Origin of the sequence: Cupriavidus nantongensis (assembly GCF_001598055.1) — a bacterium.
GTDB lineage: Bacteria > Pseudomonadota > Gammaproteobacteria > Burkholderiales > Burkholderiaceae > Cupriavidus > Cupriavidus nantongensis.
In genome coordinates this window covers 1,833,361-1,850,004 of the sequence record NZ_CP014844.1, presented here as the reverse complement: position 1 = coordinate 1,850,004, position 16,644 = coordinate 1,833,361, and the positions used below count along the sequence as shown (strand labels likewise).

At 63.4% G+C, this 16,644-nt stretch carries 13 protein-coding genes; 4 read left to right on the top strand and 9 right to left on the bottom strand.

All coding sequences use genetic code 11. The annotated features are described in order from the left end of the window. Positions 1-80: 80 nt before the first annotated feature. From A2G96_RS08675 to A2G96_RS08635, 9 genes are all read right to left on the bottom strand, one after another. On the bottom strand, positions 81-287 hold the full coding sequence (locus A2G96_RS08675) for a hypothetical protein (RefSeq protein WP_062797544.1): 207 nt from the start codon (positions 285-287) through the stop codon (positions 81-83). Continuing rightward, the gene (gene istB, locus A2G96_RS08670; protein ID WP_062797542.1) at positions 284-1,051 is read right to left on the bottom strand and encodes an IS21-like element helper ATPase IstB; all 768 of its coding nucleotides are present in this window, start codon (positions 1,049-1,051) and stop codon (positions 284-286) included. Before istB ends, A2G96_RS08675 begins: the two co-directional genes overlap by 4 nt. After that, positions 1,038-2,540: an IS21 family transposase gene (istA, locus tag A2G96_RS08665; RefSeq protein WP_062797539.1), complete on the bottom strand. Its 1,503-nt coding sequence runs from the start codon at positions 2,538-2,540 to the stop codon at positions 1,038-1,040. Before istA ends, istB begins: the two co-directional genes overlap by 14 nt. A gap of 1,168 nt (positions 2,541-3,708) precedes the next feature. Then, positions 3,709-5,643, bottom strand: a complete 1,935-nt coding sequence (locus A2G96_RS08660; protein ID WP_023083474.1) for a tyrosine-type recombinase/integrase — start codon at positions 5,641-5,643, stop codon at positions 3,709-3,711. A gap of 666 nt (positions 5,644-6,309) precedes the next feature. After that, positions 6,310-7,218 (bottom strand): LysR family transcriptional regulator, encoded by a 909-nt coding sequence (locus A2G96_RS08655; protein WP_082047720.1) that lies wholly within the window; start codon positions 7,216-7,218, stop codon positions 6,310-6,312. A gap of 285 nt (positions 7,219-7,503) precedes the next feature. Continuing rightward, entirely contained in the window at positions 7,504-8,250 is a 747-nt protein-coding gene (gene phbB / locus A2G96_RS08650; RefSeq protein ID WP_062798544.1) for an acetoacetyl-CoA reductase, read from the bottom strand. 10 nt (positions 8,251-8,260) lie between these two features. Next, positions 8,261-8,704, bottom strand: a complete 444-nt coding sequence (locus A2G96_RS08645) for a phasin family protein (RefSeq protein ID WP_013721835.1) — start codon at positions 8,702-8,704, stop codon at positions 8,261-8,263. A 108-nt stretch (positions 8,705-8,812) separates the two neighbouring features. Further along, the gene (locus A2G96_RS08640; protein ID WP_062798542.1) at positions 8,813-10,570 is read right to left on the bottom strand and encodes a PHA/PHB synthase family protein; all 1,758 of its coding nucleotides are present in this window, start codon (positions 10,568-10,570) and stop codon (positions 8,813-8,815) included. Between the two features lie 69 nt (positions 10,571-10,639). After that, positions 10,640-12,169: a transposase gene (locus A2G96_RS08635; protein WP_062798540.1), complete on the bottom strand. Its 1,530-nt coding sequence runs from the start codon at positions 12,167-12,169 to the stop codon at positions 10,640-10,642. Between the two features lie 391 nt (positions 12,170-12,560). Here A2G96_RS08635 and A2G96_RS08630 point away from each other — a divergent pair, with 391 nt between their 5' ends. From A2G96_RS08630 to A2G96_RS08615, 4 genes are all read left to right on the top strand, one after another. Next, complete coding sequence (locus A2G96_RS08630) at positions 12,561-13,169, top strand: TetR/AcrR family transcriptional regulator (protein ID WP_062798538.1); 609 nt, start codon at positions 12,561-12,563, stop codon at positions 13,167-13,169. Positions 13,170-13,356: 187 nt separating this feature from the next. Then, the gene (locus tag A2G96_RS08625; RefSeq protein ID WP_082818877.1) at positions 13,357-13,782 is read left to right on the top strand and encodes a hypothetical protein; all 426 of its coding nucleotides are present in this window, start codon (positions 13,357-13,359) and stop codon (positions 13,780-13,782) included. A gap of 27 nt (positions 13,783-13,809) precedes the next feature. Beyond that, positions 13,810-14,847: a secretion protein HlyD gene (gene hlyD / locus A2G96_RS08620; RefSeq protein WP_012584794.1), complete on the top strand. Its 1,038-nt coding sequence runs from the start codon at positions 13,810-13,812 to the stop codon at positions 14,845-14,847. Between the two features lies 1 nt (position 14,848). After that, positions 14,849-16,621, top strand: a complete 1,773-nt coding sequence (locus tag A2G96_RS08615; protein ID WP_062798533.1) for an ATP-binding cassette domain-containing protein — start codon at positions 14,849-14,851, stop codon at positions 16,619-16,621. Positions 16,622-16,644: the final 23 nt, after the last annotated feature.

Genomic DNA, 16,644 nt, shown 5'->3' with positions numbered 1-16,644 from the left:
TGGCGGCGTATGGTTGGGTCAGAAGGTCAACAGCAAGGGGCCGCATGCGGCCCCTTGCTGTTTGGGTTGGATGGTGCAGGCTAGAACGGATCGTCGAGGCTTTTCTCGGGGGGCGAGCGCTGCTCACGCAGCAGGTCATGCAGTGCGAGCTGGTAGTGCGCGCAGATTCGCTCGCGTAGATCGTCGATGAGTTCGACGACGGCGAGGGCCTGTTCTGGGGACCAGTTGTCTGGGATCAGGAAGTCCAGCCCGTTGGTGATTCCTGAAGGCAGGTGCAGATGCGTCATGATGGCTTTTTCTCCGCCCGGGCCACGCTGCGTTTCTTTGCTCGCTGATCGGCCCGCTCACGCGCTTCCTTGACGCGATACGACTCGCCCTCGATCGCGATGACTTCGGCACGATGCACCAGTCGGTCAACCAGCGAGACGACGCAGGCGGCGTTCGGGAACACCTCCGACCATTCGGCGAATGGTCTGTTTGTTGTAACCACCGTACTGGTGGCGCCATATCGGCGACTGATGAGCTCGAACAGCAGATCGGCATGTCGGTTCGAGTACGACAGGTAGCCGACCTCGTCGATGACCAGAACGTCCGGCGAGGCATAGCGGTGCAGGCGTCGACGCAAGGCCGAATCGCTGTCGAGGGCGGCCAGCTCGCCGAGCATCTGGCCGGCGGTGGTGAACAGCGCTGTGTGCCCTTGGACGAGCGCCTGATAGGCCAGATTCAGCGCCAGGGTCGATTTGCCGACGCCGTTCGGGCCGATCAGCACGACGTTGGCCGAGTCCTTGACGAACTCCAGCGACATCAATTCTTCGACGGCGGCCCGGTCGCAGCGCGTCGGCCAGGCCCAGTCGAAGTCGCACAAGGGCTTGAAGTTGCCCAGTCGGGCATCCCGGATGCGTCGCTCCAGCGAGCGGCGCGAGCGCTCCTCTTCTTCCCATTGCAGCAGCGGCGCCACCCAGCCGGCGTCGGCGACCTCCGGCCAGTGTGCCAGTAGCCCATGCAGGCGCAAGGCGTTCGCACGGCTTTGCAGGTTCTCAGGCGTGTTCATTGGCATCTCCCGTGAGCTGATCGTAGATGTCGAGGCGGTGGGGTATCACCAGCTTGTCCTTGTGCCGGACGTGTTCAGGTAGATGGATACCCACGGGCGGCGGTGCCTGGCGCGCCTCGCGCCGGCGCTCCAGCGCCAGGCGCACCGGATTCTGGTGAGGCGCCGCATCGCTGGCGAGGATTTCCTCGATCGCCGCTTGCAATTCAGCGGCGCCATAGCGGTCGAGCAGCCGCAGCAGGTGGGTGGTGATGTTGCCCAGATTGCCGCCCCGTTCCGCTGCGCGCTGCAGCAGCGCCTGGCTGGCCGGCGCCGCCCGAGCCAGATGGTCAAGTCCGCGATGGTGGCGGGCTTCGCGTTTGCGTTCGACCAAGGCATTGATGTGCGCGGCAATCTCTATCTGCGCGCCGCGATCGTAACTGCGCTCATGAGTGGCGAGCAGTTCCGTGCCATCGAGGATGCGTACCTGCCGGGGACTGGCCCGCACCGTGAGCGTGCGTCGCACATGCGTATGCGGGATCGTGTAGTCATTCAGATCGAAGCGCACATACGGTGTCTTGCCGACCTTGACAGCCAGTTGCAGTTCGCATGGATAGGGATTCTCCGGCAAGGCGAGCAGGCTGGGCTGCTCGCGGGAGAACGCCTCGCGTACGCTGATCGTCGGTTCTTCCCGGCAGGGACGATCGGCCGCAAGTCCCGCACACCAATGGGCGGCTTGGGCGTTGAGCTCATCGAGGTCGGTCACGGTGCGTCCGGCGAAGAAGCTCTCGCGTACATAGCGGATGGCGCGCTCGACGCGCCCCTTCTCGTTGCCACGGGCGACGGCAACCGGCCGGGGCTCGTAGCGGTGATGCGCCGCGAACGCGAGCAGTGTCGGATGGAAACGGATCGCATCGCCCTGGCGTTCCAGCACGGCACTCTTCAGGTTGTCGTAGAGCAGGACCCTGGGAAGGCCGGACCAGGCTTCGAAGGCACCGGCATGGCCGGCCAGGAAGCTGTCCATGCGTGCATCAAGGTAGAAGCGCAGATAGATCTGCCGCGACCATGACAGCACCATCACGAAGGCCATCAGCGGCCGGCGTGCGCGGCCGATCTGCAGATGGCCGAAGTGACCCCAATCGACTTGCCCTTGTTCGCCCGGCAAGGTACGCAGACGCAGATAGGCTTCCGGCTGTGGGCGCGGCCGGTGCAGCGCGATCATGTGCCGGAAGTGGTGCTGGCTCCCGCGGTAGCCGCGTTCGGTCACCATCGCATACAGGCGGCTGGCCGTGAGCGACGGGAACTTCTTCAACGTCTCATGGATGAATGGCAGGTAGGCGTCGATCTGCGACGGCCGCTGCACGCTGCCAATCCTGGGCAGGCCGGCCTGCGCCAGCACACGCTGGACGGTGTCGCGGTGCACATGCAACTGGCGCGCGATGGTGCCGGCGCGCCATTTCTCGACGTGGTAGTAACGCAGGATCTGGGCTTCAAGTTCTACTCCAATGGTCATGGGTCGTGTCCTGTGCGGTCAGTCGTACGAACATCACGGAAGACCCGACGACGCAGTGGTCCGAGGCGGACAAAGCCCGAATATGTGCAACGGCAGAAGTGGCAATGCTCAGGCACCGGTGTTGAGGCGCCAGCGGGCGCCGGTGCTCTGGCCGGCGTCGTCAAGGTCAGCGGCAGTAGAGCATCGGCGGCCTGCGCGGCGGAACCCTGATGCGTCACTTTCTTTTGGCGACAGCGGTAGCGGCGCATCCGCTCCGCGTGCGCCAAGCGGCCGCGGCGGCTGCGTTGATAGCGCTGAGCGGCCTCGCGCAGGCTGGCGCGACGCGCTGCTTGCGAGCAGCCGCCATTGCAGTAGATCTGACCGCGGTCGCAGCGGCGGCAAACAACGACCTGCGCCCGGCAATGGGCGCACACAAAGAGGCGGCCCGTGGCCGGCATCGGCGATCCCCCAGTCATGCCGAAACGGCCTCGACGGGATGGACGAGCCGTGCCATACTGGCTCGGCACGCGCGCCCTTGGCACGAGTGGGGCACGACATCGGGATGAACTTGGCGGTTTGGACCGGTGTCGTGCCTGTTTCTTTTCGGCGGTAAAGCCAACCTTTTTACCGCATCCCCACTGCGACGTCACCACCTTGCGGAATGCCCATCACCGGGCGCGTCTGCACTCGCCCTACGGGCTCGCTCCGACGCGCCCGGTGGCCACCTTCAATATCGAATCAGAAGACCTCGAGACAATCCTGCAATGCAGGAGTTGCTCCGCATCTTTAAGCCGCGCCGCCGTTTAGTGCCGGTTTTAGACAGCCATTCACATCTGCTTCATCGTTTCCTTCTCCCTGATCCGCCCTTCACTTCCGACAGATCAGACAGCAACTCGTTCACTACTTAATCAGAGATTCCTTCATTTTTTAAATCTCCCTCAGTAGGAGATTTAATCCTAGGAATTCAGACATTTCAGTGAGATGACGACCCCATTACATCTCGCTAATTACTGCGGCGCGCTCACTAATACGACCACTACATTCTGGGACGACGTAGGGGCTGACTCAGTCCTTCAGGATGGCCGCACGCCTCATCGCGCCGCGCCGTATGCGCTGTGGACTGCAAAGGCCCGCATCCTGTAGCTCAATTCCGACGGCCAAAGCATCCATCTTTGGCCGTCGGCCAGCGTCAGGCACTTTCGAGCATTGCCGCATCATTTAGCAACCGTTGAATGCGCTGGCGAGTCTCCTCTGGAATACCTTGCACAGACGAGTCAGGTCCGGGCCTGTTTGGCTGCTGCTGGGTGCCCGCGATGACCCGCACGACCATGCCCAAATTTCCTGGTGTCACGATGTCGATGGCTGCGCGATCACCCAGGTCCGGATGTGGGCGGGTCAGCATCCGGTACAGGTCCCACGGATCCGCATGCGGGCACTGGTTCATGAGCACCTGTGCCAGCTTGTGCTTGAGGGGTACCAGCTGCCAGTCGGGCACGCGTTGCCCGCGGTTGCCCAAGCTGATAGACAGCAGCTTGCCCGCCTTCAGCTCGCGGTTGATCTGGTCCTTGGACTTCCCGGCCAACTTGCCGAACAGCGGGACCGGCAGACTGCTCGGCGATTCGTAGATGGCCAGCATTTCCTCGCGCTCGCGCTGGATGACTGACACCTCCGGCTCTGGCGCATGCGTCGGGGGCGGTGGTACCTGCGACAGTCGCTGGAAGGTGATTCCCCCGTCGTTTGGCGTCACGACGATGGGTTCGGCCACCACAGGCGGAACGGATGCCGCAGAAGCAGCAGCGACGATGGTGTTGGGCTTGTCCTCCTCTGCCATGGCCGGCACGCCCTCGATATGGATCGTGAGGTGCGCGCTGGCCGCTTCCACTTGGCCCTGTTCGAGCAGATCGAGACGATCCGCCCAGTCCTGCATCATCCGGCGGCGCGGCTCAACATACTTGGCGTGGTTGTAGGCCGAACTCACCTTGTTCGGGTCCGAGTGCGAAAGCTGCGCGTCCACCCAAATCTTGGGATAGCCGATCTCGTTGAGCGCCGTCGAGATGGTTCCGCGGATGCCGTGACCGGTCAGTTGATCCTCGTAGCCCATTCGTTTCAAGGCCGCGTTGAGGGTGTTCTCGCTGATGCGCTTCTTGAGTTCGCTGCGGTGCGTGAGCAGATGGACCTGAGCCGGCCTCATCACACCCAACAGGTAGCGCACGATCTCGATGGCCTGCACGGACAACGGCACGATGTAGGGCGGAACGTCCTGCGGGCGCTTGCCGGCCTTGCGCATCTCGTCCTGGAGTTGCTTGACGATCTGCGGCGGGATGATCCACAGGCCACGGTCGAGATCGAACTGGTCCGGGGTCGCCAGCCGCAGCTCGCCGGTACGCACGCCGGTCAGGAACAGCAGCCGGATGCCGAGTTGGGTCTGCCAACCACGAGGGTTGTAGAGCCTGAGCTTGTGCAGGAACTCGGGGAGCTCCGGAAGATGCAGGTAGGGGTTGTGGTTCACCGGGGGCTTGGGCTCGGCCACCACGTCCAGGTCGGAGGCCGGATTGGCTTCCAGCCCCTCCACGATGACGAGGGCATAGCGGAACAACTGCCCCAGCCAGGTGCGGACCTTCTCGGCAGTGGTGAACGCCTTGCGCTCCTCGATCCTCGCCAGGACGCCCAGGAGTTGGGGCCGGCGAATGTCGTAGATCGACATCTGCTTGAGGCTAGGCAGCACGTCCTTGTTGAAGATCCGCAGGATCTGCGACAGCGTGCTGTTCCTGCCCTCCTTGATTTCCTTGCGGCGATGCTCGACCCACGCATCGAAGACGGCCTTGAAGGTGTAGTCGGCCGCAAGCTTGACCGCGTGTCGCTTCTGTTTCCGATCGGTATGGGGGTTGACGCCCTTTGCCAGAAGCGCCCGGGCTTCGTCGCGCAAGGTGCGCGCTTCGCGCAAACCGATCTCGGGGTAGTTCCCCAGGGAGATGCGCTTTTGCTTGCCGAGCCAGTAATAGCGCAAATGCCACGACTTGCCGCCGGTGCGGGCGACCACCAGGCCGAGGCCATCGGTGTCGGGGATGCTGTAGGTTCTCTCGGCGGCCTTGGCTTGCCGCACGGTCAGATCAGAGAGTGTCATCATCAAGCTCCTAAGTCTTGGACTTAGGCCCGATGCTGCTTGTCATCCCGATCCAACCCCAGCAACAACCCGGAACCGGCACGACCCGCATTCTTTGGCCTTGTTTTTGGCCTCAAAAATGGTGGCTGTCAGTGGACTTCCGTGGCTTTCGCTGGAATGAAAAAAGGAGCCGAAGCTCCTCTTTTCAATGACTTACAGACGTCAGTGGAAGTCTGTAGATCATAAATTGGAGCGGGAAACGAGACTTAAATCCCCGCTTTAACTCCTTGATAACGCAGCAATTTTTACTTCTCATTGTGCCGCGAAGGACTGCATTATGTACTAACAGCTCTCGCCTGGCAACACCTTCGCGGTACTTTTTGCGACACCGACTCTGTCCGGCGCGGCGCAGGCGGCGGAGCGCGGATCCTTCGCGAATCGCCAAAGATCAACTGGCCAGAGTCGCGGGTCTCGATCCTATGCGAACCACCCGCTCTATGAAGCGGGTGAAGGGAACAGCACCCACAACCCAACCGGTTGATCAACAAAGAATTTCTTGGGGTCAGCTCCCCAAGAAGGCCTCTATTCTGGACTCAAAAATCCAAGTCGGTCAACGTGACGGACCAGATAAGTCCACCCAGAGCCGGAGACGGCTGCCAATAGCCAACGTACCTGGACCGATGCGGGTCAAGGAGCGTGCACATCGCCTTGCGGCCGGAACAACCGCCGAGCACGCTGCAAGAACCGCTTCATCGGTTCCGAGGGCTCGCTCTGACGGCGCAGCAGATAGGTCGTCAGCGTGGGCGTGATGCCCGCCAGCGGGCGTATCGCAATGTCGGGCCGCTGGCAAGTCTGCACCTGTGCACCGATGGCAAAGCCGATGCCATAACCGGCTCCCACCAGCGTGAGCATCACGCCAAGGCTTGTCACGTGGTCGGCTATCTTGGGCGTGATGGCCGCGCCGTCGAGCAGTGCCTGAATCTGGTCATGGCAGCCCGACGCCGCATCCGGGTGACACAGGACCAGCGGAAACTTCAAGGCGTCTTCCAACTTGACCTGTGCATGCGCGAGCAGCGGATGGCGTGTCGGCACGATCACCGATAGCGGATCGCTCCAAGCAGGCTCGGCGATCAGCCCTCCGGTGACCGCATCCGACAGCGCGAAGCCGACATCCAGCAGGTCATCGTGCAGGCCCTTGAGCTGCCGCGAAAACGGCAGATCGAAGACCCGAATCCCCAATTCAGGTTCTTCCTCGCGACTGCGCGCCAGTAGCGAGGCGATGCGTGGCTGGGCAAGGCTGTCGCAGATGGCGATGCGCAAATAGCTCTGGTAGCCCTGCGCTGCAGCCTTGGTAGCTTGAACCGCTTGGTCCACGGTGGCCAACACGCGCCGAGCTTCGCCCAGCAACACCTGGCCGGCCCAAGTCAGCCGCGTCTGCCGGGCACTGCGGTCGAACAATGAGACGCCCAGCAGGCGTTCGAGGTCGCGCATTGCTCGTGATACGGGAGATTGCTCGATGCCGAGACGCTCGGCCGCGCGGGCGAGATGCAGCTCTTCCGCGACTGCAACGAAATAGCGTAGCAATCTAGGCTCCAAGGCAGCCTCCTATCGGCCCTTTCCACCAGACCTTGGTACGAGCCAGCCACCAAGCGATGGGGGTGTCGATCAGGATCAGGGTGAGGACGCCTGCTAGACGTGCGGTCAACCGGAGGGCTTGCAGATCACTATCCGTCAGCACGCAAACACCCTCGTGTCAATGCGCATGCTTCGGGTCCGAGCACCCGAGTGTGCCAAGGATGCTCTTCGGTGAATTGCAGCGACCGGGGGAGACGTTGCCCACGCGAATGGTCCAGACTTTCATGCCGCAGGCTCCTCGACTACTCAATACATATGCTGGCCGCCGTTCATCGCCACGTTGCTGCCGGTCATGAAGGCGGCGGCTTCGCTGGCGATGAAGGCGACAAGTGCCGCAATCTCGGCCGGCTGACCGAGACGGCCAATCGGAATCGCATCGATGATCTTCTGGCGCACATCCTCGCGCACCGCCATCACCATCTTGGTGGCGAAATAGCCCGGCGAGACGGTGTTGACCGTCACGCCCTTGTGCGCCACCTCCTGTGCGAGCGCCTTGGTGAATCCATGTACCCCGGCCTTGGCCGCCGAATAATTGGTCTGCCCGAACTGGCCCTTGCTGCCGTTGATCGACGAGATGTTGACGATGCGACCCCAGCCGCGCTCGACCATCGGATCGACGAACGGCTTGGTGACGTTGAACATGGAGTCCAGGTTGGTGCGCAGTACGGCATCCCACCCGGCCTTGTCGAGCTTGCGCAGCGTTGCGTCGCGGGTGATGCCGGCGTTGTTCACCAGGATGTCGATCCGATGACCGTCGGCGTGGATGCGCCGCGCCAGTTCCTGCGTTGATTCGTAGTTCGATACATCCACCCCGTAGGCAGCAAATGTGTAGCCCTGTGTCGCTTGCGCTTGCTGCCACTGGCCAATCGTGGTGTTGCCGGGGGTATGCGTGACGATCACGCGGTGGCCGGCATCGTGCAGGGCACGGGCGATCGCAGCGCCCAACCCCCGGTTGCCTCCCGTCACCAGCGCCGTCCGTTGCGTCGTATTCATTGCCGTCCCCTCATTTCTTGGTCTTGCCCTGGGGTACGGCGCTTGGGGCGGTCCAGGGCTGCGTCCAGCGCTGGCAAAGCTGCGTGAAAGAGGCTGCGTCGCCACTCGCGCCGAATGCCTCGGAGACAGACTCCTGCCAAGTCGTGAGCGCCTGGCGCAGTCCATTGGCAAAGGCCGTCTGGCTCTTGGCTGCTACTTGCCCGACCGCTTGGGCATCGCCCATGCGGCCTTGGCACAGACGCCAGAACACTTCGGACGGCAAGGTCGCGAGCGCTTGCCAGTCGGCCGCCTGTTGGAGGCCCTGGATGCGCGAGGTGGTCTCCAGCACGCTGCCAGCGCTGAGCTGTTGCATGACCTCGAGCCAGTGATGGCTGCTCTCCTGCAGCAAGCGCGTGATCTGCAGTTGCAGCTCGGCATTGGCTTTGTAGAGATGGATTGGCAGTTCGTTGCTCATTGCAGTGCCCTTCGGTCATGGTGGGCCCCCTTCGGGGCGGGTGTAGGCCATCCTTAGCGATGTCCCTGTTGAAATGGTCTTGTCTTGTCTCGGCTTCGGCGCGTCGTATCAGCGCATTGCCACATAGGTTCCCGGTGCATCACCAAGCGGGACCTGCGTGCCGCCCATGGCAGGCGGCGATACCCGCTCGGTCGAATGTCGTGCCAGCCACTGCTGCCAGGCTGGCCACCAGGAGCCCTCGTTCAGCGGGGTTTCGGTACGCCACGTTTGCGGATCGACGTAGCGAGCGCCGACGCTGCGGGTCGCAATCTGGTAGCTGCGCCGGGGGTGCCCCGGCTCGCTGACCACGCCGGCGTTGTGCCCGCCGCTGGTCAGTACGAAGGTCAGCTCCGCATCACTGAGCAGATGCATCTTGTACACGGATGGCCAGGGGGCAACGTGGTCGCGCACCGTGCCGACGATGAGCATCGGCACTTCGATGTCGGCGATCGCCACCGGCCGTCCGCCGACCTGGTAGCGTCCCTCGGCCAGATCGTTGTTCAGATACAAACGCCGCAGGTACTCGCTGTGCATGCGATACGGCATGCGCGTCACGTCGGCATTCCATGCCATCAGGTCATTGAACTCCTGCCGTTCGCCCAGCAGGTACTCGCGCACGCGGCGCGACCAGATCAGGTCGCGCGAGTTGAGCATCTGAAACGCACCGGCCATCTGCTTGCCGTCGAGATAGCCTTTGTCCCACATGCCGGCTTCGAGCCAGGCCAGTTGACTCTCGTCGATGAACATGGCGATTTCGCCCGATTCGCGGAAATCGGTCTCCGACGCCAGCAGCGTCAGGCTGTGCAGCCGATCGTCACCGTCGCGCGCCATCGCGGCAGCCGCAATCGCCAGCAAGGTGCCTCCCAGGCAATAGCCAACCGCCTGCACCTTATGTTTGGGCACGATGGCCGTGACCGCATCGAGCGCATCCATGACGCCGAGCCGACGGTAATCCTCCATGCCGAGGTCACGGTCTGCCGGGCCCGGGTTCTTCCAGGAAATGATGAACACCGTATGCCCCTGCCCCACCAGGTAGTTCACCATGGAATTGTGCGGCGACAGGTCGAGGATGTAGTACTTCATGATCCACGAAGGCACGATCAGGATCGGCTCGGCATGCACGTCGGGCGTCGTCGGTGTGTACTGGATCAGCTCGATCAGGTCGTTGCGCAGCACTACCTTTCCCGGGGTGACCGCCACGTCCTTGCCGACCTCGAAGCCTTCGACTCCGGCGGGCGCATCGTCAAGCGCGAGACGCTGCGCATCATCAAGGAAGTTCATGGCGCCGCGCCACAGGTTGGCGCCGCCGCTGGCCTTGATGGCGTTCAGCACTTCCGGATTGGTCCAGACGAAATTCGAAGGCGACCACATGTCCAGCCACTGCCTTCCGGCAAAAGTGACCATGTTCTCGTGATGGCGCGACACGCCGCGCACGCCGGTGGTGGCGTTGTGCCACCACTGCTGCTGCAGCAAGAAGCTCTGGTGAATGACGTTGAAAGGCCACTGCTGCCAGGCCGGAGCCGAGAAGCGCCGGTCCTGCTCCAGTGGCTCGATGCAAGTTGGGCAGCTGTGGGCGCTTGCAGCGTGCGCGGCGTAGCGCGCCAGGCGTTGCTGCTTGTGCAGCCCCTTTTCGATCAGGCTGCGCTGCTTGCCCGGAGAAAGGCTCAGGTGCAGCGCCCAGTCGTACCAGGCCAGCGCCCCCGCCGCTGGTGACAAACCGCCCGTACCGCGTGCCCGCCAGGCATTCGCCAGCGTATCCAAGGCATCGGGGCGACAAACTTCGGAAGATGTCGTCTCAGATTTGTCAGGCGTGGCAAGAGTATTCATGTTTGACCCTCCAATTTTGGAAGTGACTTATTACCCTAAAAACCTCAGTTACCCCACCCGGTTTGCATGCTAAATCAGCAAACGAAGGGGTGCCGGTGGTCCGATGGCCGCGATGGTGCGCTTGAGATGGTCGCAACAGCGCAGCCAGACCGATGGGGCGTTGAACTGCTCCGCAGCTTCGCTCATCCAGGTTTGAAGCTGGCTGGACACGCGCATGAGCACTTGGCGGGCCTTGTCGAAATAGGCGTGCTGCCCGGTCAGCGTGATCGTGGTCTGGCCCGCATGCTCGGTGCGTCGGCCGACCGAGGACATCAACCAGGGTCGGCTGGTCATGGCTTCGAGCCGGGCTTCGGGGTTGGCCAGGCGCACAAACAGGCTCCACCAGTTGTAGATCAGGGCGACCGCGCGCGCCGACAATTGGCAGCGATGCAGATCGTGCGTGGTGAAGCCGCCCCAGCCCCACTGGTTCTTGAGTTCGTCGAAGGCGTTCTCCGCGTCGGCGCGGTCACGGTAGAGCTGGCCGAGCGAGAGGATTTCGTGGTCCAGGTTGGTGACCAGCACAGCGTACTCGTAGCCGGTGATGCGCTTTCCGCCCTTGCGGTCGGCCTCGATGAAGCCCAGCAGTTGCTGACCGTTGTCCTCCTGGGCGACGAGCATTTCGCCCCGCAGGGGGCGGCGCAGCACGACCACGCGACGCGTGTCTTCCCATCCGGTGAGTGCCAGCGTGCTGTCGATCCCTTCCCAGCCCTGACCGGCATCACACCAGCCCGAGACCCGGAACAGGCGCTCAATGTGGCGCTTGACGTTCTTCGACAGGCGCAGCTTGAACAGGTAGGGCTGTGCGCGCGCTTCGAGCTCGCGCATGATGCCGTCCGACCCGAACCCGCAGTCGCCGCGTACCATCTTCGGTTTGTGATGGGCGGGCAGCTCATCGAGGATCGTGAGCAAGCCGGGCAAGGTGTGACTGCCCGAGTGCTCGTTGCCCGCCTTGACCTCAACCCCCATCACCAGGCGCAGCCCGGCCATCAGGTAGGTGTGGTAACTGTGCGAAGGCCGCCCCGGCTTCTTCGGGTTGTACGACACGACCGCCCCCTCCTGCTTGCCGTACAGCGGCTTGATCGTCGTGTCGATGTCCAGAATCCAGGGCACATCGAGCAAGGGCGCGGTGCTCTCGCGCAGGTGGCCGTCGAGCCAGCTCACCCCTTTGTCTTCGGGAATCGCCACCAGCGCCCGGCGCAGCGCGTCCTCGCTGATCACCTTGTTCATCCCCAGCAGCCCCGGATTGACCCCATCGCAGCGGATCGTCGTGACGTGCGAGTAGCGCCGGTGCCCAGACAGAATCGACAGCAGCCAGGTACCGAGCACATCGGCCTTGGTCGGTGCGTTCGGGCTCGAGTACGACAGCGGGCAGCGATCCTGCCAACACGACCACAACCCGGTCAGTGTCAGAAATTCAATGAAGTAGGCCAGTTGCCCCATCGGCGTGGCCGCACTGTCGGTCTCCCAACGAACCCGCACGCGACCGCCCGCCGTCTGCACCCCGGCACACGACAAAAGCATTTCCTCACGCTGCAAATGCTTCAATTTCGACTCACCCATCGGGTGACTCCCTCGATCAACAGCAAACCCGTAGCCTGCCAGCGGTTCGAGCAAGCTGCACATCACCAACTGAGATTTTTAGGTTACTATCTTACTGCTTGCAAAAAAAGATGCAAGCCTTGCCGGTCGTCCGAGCGGGGAATTCGCGACCGTGCCCGAGTGAGGTGACTTCTGACGTTAAGAATGAACTGCTGGGCTCGTTGGTCCATGGCCTTGTCAGCCAATTGAAGAATGCATTCTCTTCTTGAGGTCTATCAAGGGCAACTATTGACGGCTTCCGAATGGGCAAGGGCTGGCCACTCCCGTGCCAATCGGTCGGTTTTGTTCTTGCATCATGGTCATTTTGCGGGTTAAGAAAGTAATTGGTTACTTACTTCATGGAGTCTGATCGGTGAGCGAACGTCCTCAGTATCTGTCCGCTGAAGAGCGGCGCGCGGCCACGGTGCAAGCCGTGGTCGACTTGGCAGCAGAGCAAAACCCGGCCGAAATCACGACCACGGCCATCGCCGATCGAATGGGTTTGACGCAGGGCGCGCTGTTTCGCCACTTTCCCACCAAGGACGCGATCCTGGAGGCAACGATGACCTGGGTCGGTGAGCGTCTACTGGTGCGCGTGGACAAGGCGGCCGAGGGCGCCGCGTCTCCTGCCGCAGCACTCGAAGCCATGTTCATGACGCACATCGACTTCGTGGCCAAGCATCCCGGCGTGCCGCGCATGCTGTTCGGAGAACTGCAACGCTCTGGCGAGACGCTCGCCAAGCGGATGGTGCAGACCTTGCTCCGTCAATACGAACAGCGCCTGCGCCGCCTGATGGAGGCAGGCAAGGCGCAAGGCGACCTGGATGCGGATCTGGACGTGGATGCCGCCGCCGTGTTGTTCATCGGCACGATCCAGGGACTGGTCATGCAGTCGCTGTTGGCCGGCAAGGTCAGTCGCATTCGTCGTGATGCGCCAGCCGTGTTTGCCATCTATCTCCGTGGCATCACGCACACCCGATGAAACGCCTTCCATCCTGCCGCCACGCAGTTGCCCGGTCGGCCGAGAGGCACACCACGGTCATGCGATCGCGTTGCGCCTCCAGCGCGAATCCGCGTCATTCAACACTCAGCCCGACCGCCCGGCGGAACGCACACGCACGCCGCGACGACGGCGAAGGCTTGGGAGTTTCCGCGATCAAGTAAAGGCCATGAAGATGACCACTCATCCACAACGCAGCCTCTGGCACTGGCTGATCTCCCTGCTCGCGATCGGCTTCGGCCTGCTCACTCTTCGGGAGGGCGGCGCCGTTCTGTTTGTCGACGGCGCGGCGCGCCAAGCCGCCGGCCACTATGTGCCTTTCGTGCTCTGGTTCAATTTTCTGGCCGGGTTCGCCTACATCGTCGCCGGCGTCGGCTTGTGGATGCGCCGGCGCTGGGCCGCGTGGTTGGCGATTGTCATCACGGTGGCGACCGCACTCGTGTTCCTCGCTTTCGGAGTGCATGTGGCTCTGGGTGGCGCCTGGGAGCGACGCACGGTGGTCGCCATGACGCTGCGCACGTTGGTGTGGGCTGGCATAGCGGCCATCGCCTGGCGCCGGTCAGCGGCGAATGCGCCGGTCGCACGCGAGCACTGAGCACCTTTATCCAGCGGAAACCCATCGATGAAAACTCCAAACCTCCTCTCCAGAAAAACCCGTTGGGTCGTGATCGCCGTCGTCTTGCTCGCTCTTGGCGGCGCACTGGCGTTCTGGCTGTCGCGCGACCATGGACAACAAGATGCATTGCGCCTCTACGGCAACGTCGATATCCGCGAGGTGCAACTGGCCTTCCGTCAGCCCGGGCGCGTGATGCAAATGGCTTTCGACGAGGGCGATGCCGTCAGCGTGGGCGCGCGCCTGGCGGCGCTTGACGCGCAACCCTATCGGGAAGCCCTTGCGGCAGCGCAGGCCCAGGTGCAGGTGGCGCAGGCGGAACTGGCCAAGCTGCGCCGCGGCCTGCGACCGCAGGAAATCACCCAGGCGCGCGAGGCCCTCAGGCAGGCACAGGCGCTCGCCACCGAGACCGAGCGGAATTTCAAGCGCCAGAGTGGCCTGCTGACATCGGGTGCCAGCAGCCAGCGTACGGTCGATGCCGCCCGCACGGCGCGAGACCAGGCAGCCGCTGGCGTCGAAGCAGCGAAGGCGGCCCTGTCGCAAGCATCCGAAGGCTTCCGCAAGGAAGACATCGCCGCGGCAGAAGCTCGCCTTGCGGCCGCTCAGGCTGCCGCAGCGCAAGCCACGACAGCCTTGGCGGACACCGAATTGGTGGCGCCCAGTAGTGGCACCGTCATCGCACGGGTGCGCGAGCCCGGCAGCATGGTTGCAAGCCAGAGCGCGGTCTACAGCCTGAGCCTGGACAAGCCGGTTTACGTGCGCGCCTACGTGGGCGAGTCGGACTTGGGGCGCATCGCGCCCGGTACTGTGGTACGCGTCAAAAGCGATTCATCAGAGAAGGTCTATCGCGGCCAGATCGGCTTCATCTCGCCGCGCGCCGAGTTCACCCCCAAGACGGTGGAGACGACGGATTTGCGCACGGATCTGGTGTACCGCCTGCGCATCGTCATCGACGAAGCCGACAGCGACAGTGCCTTGCGCCAGGGCATGCCGGTGACGATCGAGGTCGATGCGAAAGCCGGCACCGGTATCCCGGGGGAGCGGTGAAATGCAGGCAAGCCGTGCCATCGCCGCCGTGCCTGCTGGTGCGGGCGAAGACGCTGCCGTCGTCATCGAGGGCGTGGACAAGCATTTCGGCGACATAAAGGCTCTGCGGGGCTTGAGCGCGCGCATCCACTATGGGCGGCTGACCGGTCTGGTCGGCCCGGACGGCGCCGGCAAGACGACGCTGATGCGGATTCTGACCGGCCTCCTGGTGCCGAACGCCGGCCACGTCACCTTGGCAGGCTATGACGTGGTCAAGGACAACGACGCCATTCACGTCGCCAGCGGCTACATGCCGCAACGCTTTGGACTGTACGAAGACCTGTCGGTGATGGAGAACATGCGCCTGTATGCGCAGTTGCGCGGCATGGATGCGGACCGCAACGCCGATCTGTTTGCCGAGCTGTTGGACTTCACGCGGCTCGGACCCTTCACCAAACGCCTGGCCGGCAAGCTCTCCGGCGGCATGAAGCAGAAGCTGGGCCTGGCCTGTGAGCTCATGGCGCGGCCGAAGGTGCTGCTGCTGGACGAGCCGGGCGTGGGTGTCGACCCGGTCAGCCGCCTGGACTTGTGGCGCATGGTGCAGGCGCTGACCGATGAAGGCATGGCCGTGGTCTGGTCCACCGCCTATCTCGACGAAGCCGAGCGCTGTGAGAGCGTGCTGCTGCTGAACCAAGGGCAGCTCCTGTTCGAGGGCCCGCCGCAGGAGCTGACCGCGCAGCTCGAAGGCCGCAGTTTCCGTCTGGAAGACGTCGGTGCCGAGCGCCGAGCGGTCCTGACCCAGGCACTCGACCTGCCCAGCGTGAGCGATGGCGTGATCCAGGGCGCCGGCGTGCGCGTGGTGTTGCGCGAGGGCGCTCAAGCGGAGCAGCTCCAGGCCCTGTCCGATCAGGCGCAGGTGCGACTGGCGCAGGTGCCCGCGCGCTTCGAAGACGCCTTCATCGATCTGCTCGGTGGCGGCCCCGGCGGCACTTCGACGCTGGCCGAGCGTCTGCCGCCGGTTGAGCTGGGTTCCGATATTGCCGTGTCGTGCCGAAACCTCACCAAGCGCTTCGGTGAGTTCACCGCCACCGACAACGTCAGCTTCGAGGTGCAAAAGGGCGAAATCTTCGGCCTGCTCGGCCCCAACGGCGCCGGCAAGTCCACCACCTTCAAGATGTTGTGCGGCCTGTTGAAACCCACTGCTGGCGAAGCGCATGTGGTGGGCCATGATCTGCGCCGCGCCACCGGCGCAGCCAAGAGCCGGCTCGGCTACATGGCGCAGAAGTTTTCGCTCTACGGCCTGCTCTCGGTGCAGCAGAACCTGGAATTCTCGGCCGGCGTCTACGGACTGGAAGGCAACACCCGGCGCGAGCGCATTGCCGAGATGATCGAAACCTTCGATCTGGGCGACTGGTTGTCCGCCACGCCCGATTCCCTGCCGCTGGGACATAAGCAGCGCCTGGCCTTGGCTTGTTCGCTGATGCACCGGCCGCCCGTGCTGTTCCTGGATGAGCCCACTTCGGGCGTGGACCCGATCACCCGGCGCGAATTCTGGACCCACATCAACGGACTGGCCCGCAAGGGCGTGACCATCATGGTCACCACCCACTTCATGGACGAGGCCGAATACTGCGACCGCGTGGCCATGCTCTCGCGTGCGCAACTGATCGCGCTGGATACGCCCGACGCGCTCAAACGTTCGGCGGTCAGCCCCGAACGGCCCGACCCGACGATGGAGGACGCCTTCATCCACCTGGTGGAGTCGTCAGACCGCGAGCTGGAGGCCGCCACATGAACGGCGCCACAATGCACAAAGAC

Bases quoted from the DNA above. Each gene is read 5' to 3' on its own strand.
- A2G96_RS08675 (WP_062797544.1), bottom strand. From the start codon at position 287: ATGACGCATCTGCACCTGCCTTCAGGAATCACCAACGGGCTGGACTTC.
- istB (WP_062797542.1), bottom strand. From the start codon at position 1,051: ATGAACACGCCTGAGAACCTGCAAAGCCGTGCGAACGCCTTGCGCCTG.
- istA (WP_062797539.1), bottom strand. From the start codon at position 2,540: ATGACCATTGGAGTAGAACTTGAAGCCCAGATCCTGCGTTACTACCAC.
- A2G96_RS08660 (WP_023083474.1), bottom strand. From the start codon at position 5,643: ATGACACTCTCTGATCTGACCGTGCGGCAAGCCAAGGCCGCCGAGAGA.
- phbB (WP_062798544.1), bottom strand. From the start codon at position 8,250: ATGAATACGACGCAACGGACGGCGCTGGTGACGGGAGGCAACCGGGGG.
- A2G96_RS08645 (WP_013721835.1), bottom strand. From the start codon at position 8,704: ATGAGCAACGAACTGCCAATCCATCTCTACAAAGCCAATGCCGAGCTG.
- A2G96_RS08640 (WP_062798542.1), bottom strand. From the start codon at position 10,570: ATGAATACTCTTGCCACGCCTGACAAATCTGAGACGACATCTTCCGAA.
- A2G96_RS08635 (WP_062798540.1), bottom strand. From the start codon at position 12,169: ATGGGTGAGTCGAAATTGAAGCATTTGCAGCGTGAGGAAATGCTTTTG.
- A2G96_RS08625 (WP_082818877.1), top strand. From the start codon at position 13,357: ATGAAGATGACCACTCATCCACAACGCAGCCTCTGGCACTGGCTGATC.
- hlyD (WP_012584794.1), top strand. From the start codon at position 13,810: ATGAAAACTCCAAACCTCCTCTCCAGAAAAACCCGTTGGGTCGTGATC.
- A2G96_RS08615 (WP_062798533.1), top strand. From the start codon at position 14,849: ATGCAGGCAAGCCGTGCCATCGCCGCCGTGCCTGCTGGTGCGGGCGAA.